The organism is Thermostichus sp. MS-CIW-25, assembly GCF_054060015.1.
This window is the reverse complement of the sequence record NZ_JBSSCS010000024.1, coordinates 41,735-49,694: the sequence shown is the minus strand read 5'-3', so window position 1 is coordinate 49,694 and position 7,960 is coordinate 41,735. Positions and strand designations below refer to the sequence as shown.

General features: G+C 60.6%; 6 protein-coding genes and 1 pseudogene. 1 reads left to right on the top strand and 6 read right to left on the bottom strand.

Features of this window, described 5'->3' with window-relative positions; translation table 11 throughout:
• Positions 1-761, top strand: a pseudogene (locus ACVWZ1_RS09705) (RNA-guided endonuclease InsQ/TnpB family protein); the annotation flags it as partial.
• A 1-nt stretch (position 762) separates the two neighbouring features.
• On the opposite strand, the gene ACVWZ1_RS09700 reads toward ACVWZ1_RS09705, so the two are convergent.
• The 6 genes from ACVWZ1_RS09700 to ACVWZ1_RS09675 form a co-directional block, all read right to left on the bottom strand.
• Positions 763-2,079 (bottom strand): DNA double-strand break repair nuclease NurA, encoded by a 1,317-nt coding sequence (locus tag ACVWZ1_RS09700; protein ID WP_457503255.1) that lies wholly within the window; start codon positions 2,077-2,079, stop codon positions 763-765.
• Positions 2,080-2,089: 10 nt separating this feature from the next.
• Positions 2,090-2,995: a 6-carboxytetrahydropterin synthase gene (locus ACVWZ1_RS09695; RefSeq protein WP_011432318.1), complete on the bottom strand. Its 906-nt coding sequence runs from the start codon at positions 2,993-2,995 to the stop codon at positions 2,090-2,092.
• A gap of 189 nt (positions 2,996-3,184) precedes the next feature.
• Positions 3,185-4,285 (bottom strand): NAD(P)/FAD-dependent oxidoreductase, encoded by a 1,101-nt coding sequence (locus tag ACVWZ1_RS09690; RefSeq protein ID WP_457503254.1) that lies wholly within the window; start codon positions 4,283-4,285, stop codon positions 3,185-3,187.
• Positions 4,286-4,319: 34 nt separating this feature from the next.
• Complete coding sequence (locus ACVWZ1_RS09685) at positions 4,320-4,472, bottom strand: photosystem II protein Y (protein WP_457387433.1); 153 nt, start codon at positions 4,470-4,472, stop codon at positions 4,320-4,322.
• A gap of 617 nt (positions 4,473-5,089) precedes the next feature.
• Positions 5,090-6,013, bottom strand: a complete 924-nt coding sequence (locus tag ACVWZ1_RS09680; protein ID WP_414357441.1) for an ABC transporter permease — start codon at positions 6,011-6,013, stop codon at positions 5,090-5,092.
• A gap of 46 nt (positions 6,014-6,059) precedes the next feature.
• Positions 6,060-7,898, bottom strand: coding sequence for an ABC transporter permease (locus tag ACVWZ1_RS09675; RefSeq protein ID WP_414374197.1), 1,839 nt, complete (start codon positions 7,896-7,898; stop codon positions 6,060-6,062).
• Between the last annotated feature and the right edge of the window lie 62 nt (positions 7,899-7,960).

The window sequence follows — 7,960 nt, the reverse complement described above, 5'->3', positions numbered from 1 at the left end:
GAGGCAGAGCCCCCCAAGCACCAGAACACCGACAAGGTGATTGGTGTTGACCTGGGACGGCGAGACATTGCACATACCTCCGAAGGAGACAACTGGAATGGACAGCAGCTGAACAAAGTCCGAGATCACTACTGTCGGTTAAGAGCGTCTCTTCAGCGCAAGGCCAGTAAGGGCACCCGCAGTTGCAGGCGGCGATGCCGTCAACTGCTGCAACGGCTGTCTGGCAAAGAGAGACGCTTTCAAGCTTGGGTGAACCACAGTATCGCTAAGCGCATCGTTAAAGCAGCTCAATCTCTTTCTGCCTGCATTGCAATTGAGGACTTGAGCGGCATTCGAGAACGCACCAATCAACAGCCCCGCAGTCGTGAGGAGCGGCGGCGTAGCAATAGCTGGGCGTTCTACCAGCTGCGGCGGTTTATCGAATACAAGGCTGTGAGGGCGGGTGTCAAAGTGGTAGTTGTCCCTGCGGCCTATACCTCGCAGATCTGCCACAAGTGCCTGCATATTCATCCCGACTCCGCTCAATCCTATCGCGAGGGTAAGCAGTTCAAATGCGGGCATTGCGGTTGGGAAGGGGATGCGGATTTTAACGGTGCGAAGGTGATTGCGCTCTTGGGGGCTGCCGTAAACCAGCCTAGAGGTCAAGCCTACGGCTCGCTTCGCGAACGTGGTTGGCTTGCCAACTGCAGGGCTACCGTTCGCGCCAGCGGGCCGGAGGCCTTAAGCCCGCCCTGTACTGCGAAGCAGTCAGGGTCGGGTAGTTTACGCAATGCCACTCCGCTTCTGGGCTTCCTTGCGGGAGACGGCCACGTGGCGCAGGCCGGCCCGGAGCAGCTCCTGCTCGATCAAGGCAAAAAACCGCTGCCGATCCCCGCTTCTCACCACCGCCAAATGATGGGCTTCCGCCAAGGCGATGGGGTAGCCAAAGCCCTTGTGCACTTGGCTCAGCACCCCTGCCAGAGCCCGCTGCAGCAACTCCGCATCCTGGACCACCCAAGCGGGAAACTCCAGGCGAGCAATTTCGGCTTGGCCCAGGGATCCCTCGCCAACATTGAGGTAACAACAGTGGACGTGGTGTTCCCCGAAGGTGTCCAACACGCTGGCGCCGCTGCGCCAAAGGGGGCTGCGCTCTCCCGGCTGCAGCAGGGATCCCCAAAAGACGCGGTCTGCCAGGGGGGCGAAGGGATGGCAGGGAGGAGACTTCTCGCCGGGACAGTAGCGGTAGCAGTCACAGCCCAGGTACGGGCACAGCCCCAAGCGCAGGTAGTTGAGGGTTTCGCTGCTGCGGGAGGCGCTGATGTAGCCCACGAGAGGAATGCGGGCCGCCCGCAACTGCTCCAAGGTCGCCAGAATGGGATCCAACCAGGGGCGCCGGGCCGACTGGGACAGAGGTTCCAGTCCCCAGGGGATCAGGGATCCATCCAGGAGCGCCAGCGTGGTGCGGCGACGGGGCACCGACAGGGCCAAACGAGCCAGCTCCTCCAGTTCTGCTCGGGAGCGTCGTAAGGCCAGCACCTCTTCCGGCCCCAACGAAGGCTCCGTTCCGCTGCCGGGGTTGCGTTCACCTGGGGTGCGCCGTGGGCGAGAGTCTCGCCGGTTAAGGGGGGCGCTCGGCAACCCTTCTGCCCGCGGTTCCGAGAGAGGGGAGTCTGAGCGGTTTTGCTGGGCAAGGGGCCCATCTCCATACAGCAGCAGGGGCTGGCTGTCCAATAGCGGCCACTCCTGGGTGCCGTAGTGGAGAACCACGCGCCCAACATTGATCAGCGAGCAATAGGCAATCTCGTGATGGCTGGGCAAAATCTGGGATCCATCCGTGGCCACCACCGTGTGTCGCCCCTGCAGAGGTTCAACCTTGGGCAGGGATCCCCAGGCTTCCGGCGGCTCGGCGGGGCTGGCGCAAACAAACGACAGATGGGATCCCCACTCCACCCAGCGGGACTGCCAAACCTGCGGCTCCTGCTGCCAGCGCTCGAAAACTTGCCAGGCTTGGCGGAGGCGTTCTTGGCTGGCTTTCGACTCCTGTTGCAGGTGCCGGGTGAACGCAGGAATTTGCCCGCTCAGCTTAACCAGATCCAACATGATGGCCGCATCAGCCCTGCATGGCAATACGGCTGCCAGAAGCGGAAGAAGCCACATCTTGTCCTTCTGAGGAGTTGAGCAGCTCTTCCAGCGGAAACTCCCCGTAGACCTCGCTGCTGTTGTTGGGACTCTCCTGCAGGCGAACCCGATGCAACTGCACCCCCAGCTCCCGCAGGGGCAGAGTCAGCAGCCGCTGGATGTAGAGGGCGATGTTTTCGGCAGTAGGCACCACCTGGGCAAAGTAGGGAATGTCTTTGTTCAAAAAGGTGTGATCCAGCGGCTTCACCACCTGCTCCTCGATCAGCCGCTGCAGGGCCGCCAAGTCCACGATCATCCCCGTGCGCGGGTCGATGGATCCCTTGACGGTGATCTCCAGGCCGTAGTTGTGGCCGTGGCCGTGGGGACGGGCACAGAGGCCGTAGATGGCGCTGTTTTCTTCAAAACTCAGGTGATCCAGAGCCAAGCGGTGGGCGGCGCTGAAATGGGTGGCAACAGTCAAGTAGGCTTGCATGGCTTCTCCTCGGTATTCGGCCCAAAGCTCAGGATCTTCGTACAGACGGACGCTGGTTAGGGGCAAGGCATCGGCCAGGCGTTGCCAAATCACGTAAGCGATAAACTCGGTAGTGGGCAAGGTTTGGGCAAACTCCGGCCAAGCTTGATTTAGATAAGCAAAGTTGAGATCTTGAATCACCCGCTGCCGGATCACCTGCTTCACCTCCGAGAGGTTGAGCACCATCCCATAGTCATCCACCTCACCACTCATGCCCACCTCCAGCACATAGTTGTGGCCATGGCCGGGAAAACGGGCATTGGGGCCAAAGCGGGCTAAGTTCTCGGCTTCTGAGAGTTCGGGCAACCAGTACCGATGGCTGGCGGCAAATTGCGCACGGCGGTAGATTGTACAGATTCTGGACATGAGTGGAGAGGAGAGCATCTGCCAGGGGATCCACCCTTTCAGCTTGGCACACTCCCCGGCCCAGAGGGTGGAAATTCTCGGCGGCCCTCAGCCTGCCCTCCCAGTGGTCTTGCCGTCATCTCCGTCCTGCGCCAGGCCAGGCATTTCCCCTGCCGACCGAGTCGGCCCGTGCATACCCTCTGCATCCCCTCATTTCCCGGAAAGCATTCCAAGCAGGGTTTTGGCAGCGTCTTGCCCTGAGAGCCAAGCCCCCTCTATGCGACCCCCGGCGCACCAATCGCCGGCACAAACCAAAGGCAATCCCTCAGCGGCGGGAATACGGGTGCTTAGGCTGGCCAATCCCGTGGTTTCCAAAGGCAATGCGTAGCGCCAACGGTGCACCTGCATCCATTGTGGCGAAGCCAGCCAGGGATCCAGCCGTTGGGCCGCGTGGGCCAGCAATTCTCGACCGGCCTTTTCCAGCTCAGGTGGGCTGGCCTCCAGGTACAGAGATGACCACTCCGCTCCCCCATGCAAGACCACCACGGGCGAGAGTGGCTGTAGGCGCTTGCTGCTATCCAGTCCCAGCCAGGCCAACATTGGATCTTCCAAGCACTTGATCCCCTTCCAGGGCGGTGGCGGTATGTTCTCGGAGTAGCCCGCCAAAACCGCAAGGCAGGGTTGATACTGGGCGGATCCCAGCAGAGACAACAGGTTATCAGCCGGGGGAATCCCTTCGCGGAGCAAAGGCAGCAACTGGGGGGCCGGGATTGTCGCCACCAAGGCAGCAGCCTCGTAGCATTGGCCGTTCTCCGCTTTCAATTGCCAGGTGGTTACCAAAGGTTTGAGGCTGACCACACGAGTTTGGGTGTGTACCGACAGCGGGGCAGCCAGGTGTTTGGCCAGCGTCGTCATGCCCTGAGGGCAGATATAGCGCGGTTTTTCATCGTTGGGATCCTCCGGGCGCAGCCCTTCTCGATCCAGCACATGCAGCGAGCGTGTCCATTCCGTCAGCAGCCCCAGGCCCAGCAGCTCCTTCACCCAGCGATGAAAGCCATCCGAGTCGGCGGTCAGGTATTGAGCTCCATGATCCACCGGCACCGTTTGTCCAGCATGTTCAACTCGACGGGTGGCCATGCGCCCGCCCAAGCCTGCCGATTTTTCCAGCACCAGAACCTGGAGCCCTGCCCGCAGCAGTTGCCTTGCACACACCAAGCCGGCCACTCCCGCCCCGATGACAATCACATCAGCGGATTTTGGGCTTGTCCCCTCGGAGGGCGTTACCGCTGCCTGGGTCTCCTCACCTAGCATACTGAGCCTGCCGGCTGTGAGCGGATCCGCACGTTCAGCTCCCCCCTCTGCCAAAGGGGTTGTTGCCTTTTTCGCCGAAGAGCTTGGCCTCCCCCTTGATGGCAGCCTTGATGATGTTGTAAGCAGCCCAGGCAACCACCAAAACAATGGGCGACAAAACGATCAGCGGACGAAGATCAATGTCCATGGTTTTCATCCCCCCCCTAACATAGATTTACCGACTGCTCGGAACAAGAGCCTCCAGGGTTGGCAACTGCCGGAATCCCGATAGGGTGAAACCATTTTCGACTCTGGATCCCGCACAAGCTGAGGTGCAACTCTGGAAAGATGGCTAAGTCCAGAATAAACCTAAATGGGGATCCCTACCGGACAGACTTTGCCCCATCTGGACTGCTGAGGCGGGAGCCAACAGGCCCACACCGAGAATCGCGTCCAGAACTAGCGTACCCAGCAGGGGCGTACAATCGACCCCGATCAACCGCTAACTGCCGCCAAAGCCAGCAACCGAGCCAGTTTGATATTGCTGCCCATGAGAGGATCCCTGTTTTGGGGAGTTCCCCGGAGCCCATCTTGGCGCCCCTCTGCCTTTCCGAGGGTTTCTAAGCTGTTTCTAGACCATTTCTAGACTGCGGTGTTCAGTCTAGGGTGAGATGCCTGGGCTATTGAGGAAAGCCTTTGGCCGAGTGCATTACTGTTCCGCAACGCCGACGCGACCAACGTTTTAGGTGTGGGTGCAGTGTCCTAGTTTGAATCGAGATGACCATCATGACTGTGCGCTAGAAAGGGTTGTCTCTCGGCTCTCTTTCAGTTGCTGTAGATTTTGCCCAGGGCAGCCGGCGGGCGGGTTTGGCGGGTGCGGCTCAGCACTCCCGATAGAACCCCCATCGTCAACACAAAGGGCAAAGCCTGGATCAACACGGGCGGCATCACATCTCCTCCCTGCAGTTGGATGGCCAGGGCGTCGGTGGCTCCAAACAACAGCGTTGCGCCCAAGATCCCGAAGGGATGCCACTTGCCGAAGATCATCGCTGCCAAGGCGATAAAGCCCTTTCCTGCTGACATGTTGCGGACAAACTGGTTCAAAAAGCCGATGGAAAGATAAGCCCCCGCCAGGCCCCCCAACAAGCCGGAGAGCAGCACCGCCGCGTAGCGCATACCCAGGACATCCACCCCCATGGTGGCAGCAGCCTGAGGATGCTCTCCCACCGCTCGCAGCCGCAAGCCCCAGGGCGTTTTGAACAGCAACCACCAGGAGATCGGCACCAACAGAAAGGCCAGGTACACCAAGGGGCTAAACCCATGCCATAACGGCAGCCGATTGACAATTTCCTGAGAGTTGGTGGTGTTGCCGTAGAAGGATTGCAGCACCAGCGAAGGCACGCTCATGGCCAACAGGTTGATGGCGGTGCCGCTGACAATTTGATCAGCTCTGTAGCGGATGCACATCAGCGCATGCACAAAGGCAATGGCCACTCCCCCCAAGGCGCCGGCCAACAGACCCACCCAAGGGATCCAACCCACCTGGGCTGCTGGAGTCTGGGCCAGAAGGGGAGCCTCCAGGCGTTGGGTGGTCACTGCCGCCGCCAAAGCCCCAAACAAGATGATCCCTTCCAGGGCAATATTGACCACGCCACTGCGTTCCGAGTACATGCCCCCCAAGGCCGTGAGCAACAGAGGGGTGGTGGAGCGCAGGGTAGCCGGGATCAAAGCCCAAAACAGAGTTGCCATAGTGCTCTGCAACGCCAGCGCAAGCGAGATCTCCGCTCAGGGGTACTCAAGTTGAGCGTTCATCGCAGTCCATTTCTACCTGGGCTGCCTGCAAGGGATCCGTGAAATAGCCGGGCAACAGGCCACCTGCTGCAATGAACAAGACGATCAAAGCTTGTAGAGCGGTCACCAATTCTCGGCTGATCCCCAATTCCAGATTGAGCCGCAGCCCCCCCGTCAAGAGTACCCCAAACAGCAGTGCTGTGAGGACGATGCCCAGAGGAGAGTTTTGCCCCATCAGGGCCACCGCAATGCCATCAAAACCGACCTGGGCAGGCAAGGATTGCTTGAGGCGGTATTCTTCGAGGCCGGCCCCCAGAACATAGTGGGTTGCAGCCAGCCCCGCCAAGGCGCCGGAGATGGCCATGGCCCAGATTTGCTTTTGGCCCAAGTCCACCCCGGCATATTCTGCCGCTCTGGGAGAAAAGCCCATGGCCCGCAGCTCATAGCCCTCCAAGGTTCCCCACAGATAGACATTCACCACTGCCACCGCCAGCAGCGCAATCAAAAAGGCCCCGTTCAAGCGGATGGCGGCCAACCCTGTGGGCACCTCCACCGGCCAACCGGGCAAGATGCCCCCCAGCAGATATCCCCCCAGCCCTGCCGCCAGGGATCCGATGCATCGTCTTTGCAGGGGCCAGCCTCTGCAGAGCAGGTAAAACCCCACCCCGGCCAACAGGGCCAAGGGCCAAGCCCAAGACAGCGTCCCGGGGCCGGATCCCTGTAGCCCCAGCAACTCCAGCAGCGAGGGCAGCCGCGATTCGGGGCGAATTTCGTAGCTACGGGCTTCTGGGCCGGGGGCCTTGAAGGGCAAAGTGACCGGATAGCCGAAAAAACGGTACTGGTTGGCCGAAATTAAAAACAAGAAGATTGAGGCGGCAATGTAGTTCATCATGATCGTGTTGATGACCTCGTGGGTGCCGAAGCGGGCCTTGAGCCAACCGGGGATCCCACCCCAAAGGGCTCCACCGGCAGCCGCCGCCAAAACCGAGAGGGGCAAAGTCAGCCAACCTGGCCCCGGCAGGTATACCCCCACCAGCATGGTGGCAATGGCTCCCATCGTCAGTTGTCCCGGCGCGCCGATGTTGAACAAGCCCGCGTGAAAGCCAAAGGCCACCGCCAACCCCGTAAAAATCAGAGGAGTGGCCAGCAGCAAACTCTGGAACAACCCGGGCAGATGAGTGATGGGGCTAAACAGCACCTGAAAGGTGTAGGTGATCAAGTCCAGTTTGGTGCTTAGCTTTACAAAAAAAGGCGAATCGGGCGAGGAGCCCAGGCCGGGCCGCAGCAACCCCACCACCACCGCCCCTGCTGCCACCGCCGCCCCCAAGGCAGTCAGGGGGACGATGATCTGCCGCCGCCGCACCAAAAAGGCTTTTCCCCCCGGCAACTGCAGCCGCCCCAGCAGCAACAGCAGCAGGGCATAGGCAAAGCTGGCATAGCTGGCCAAAGAAGGGCTGAACCGCCGCAACGGCAACCGAGTTGGCGGGATCCCTTCCGCCAGGGCCGCCCTGTTCACCGCCCCCACTGCCCCATAAAACCAGAGCAAGCCCAGCCCAAACAGAACTAGACCGCCCACCCCCAAGCTGTACAGCCAGCGGGCCCGCACTTGCCGCTCTTTGATCCCCAGGGCCAGACACGACAACAGCGCCAACAGCACCCAGGCCCAGCTCAACCCTGGGATCCAACCCACCGCCAAAGTATCCGGGATCCCCAACTGCTGCGGGTCGATGAGGCCAAAGGTTCCTGCCAGCACCCCTGTGCCGCCGAACTCCCGCCTCAGCACCCACCAGGGGCAGAGCAAAAACAGCAAAACGGCGCTCAGATTGGTCAGCAACAGCAGCATGGGCAGAGATTCAGCAAAACCAAAGGGAATAATCCGAAAAGATAGCAGCCAGCCCTCTTCTC

What these genes read in the sequence shown, in the direction of transcription:
- ACVWZ1_RS09685 (WP_457387433.1), bottom strand. Translation starts at nt 4,472, where the DNA reads ATGGACATTGATCTTCGTCCGCTGATCGTTTTGTCGCCCATTGTTTTG.
- ACVWZ1_RS09690 (WP_457503254.1), bottom strand. Translation starts at nt 4,285, where the DNA reads ATGCTAGGTGAGGAGACCCAGGCAGCGGTAACGCCCTCCGAGGGGACA.
- ACVWZ1_RS09700 (WP_457503255.1), bottom strand. Translation starts at nt 2,079, where the DNA reads ATGTTGGATCTGGTTAAGCTGAGCGGGCAAATTCCTGCGTTCACCCGG.
- ACVWZ1_RS09695 (WP_011432318.1), bottom strand. Translation starts at nt 2,995, where the DNA reads ATGTCCAGAATCTGTACAATCTACCGCCGTGCGCAATTTGCCGCCAGC.
- ACVWZ1_RS09675 (WP_414374197.1), bottom strand. Translation starts at nt 7,898, where the DNA reads ATGCTGCTGTTGCTGACCAATCTGAGCGCCGTTTTGCTGTTTTTGCTC.
- ACVWZ1_RS09680 (WP_414357441.1), bottom strand. Translation starts at nt 6,013, where the DNA reads ATGGCAACTCTGTTTTGGGCTTTGATCCCGGCTACCCTGCGCTCCACC.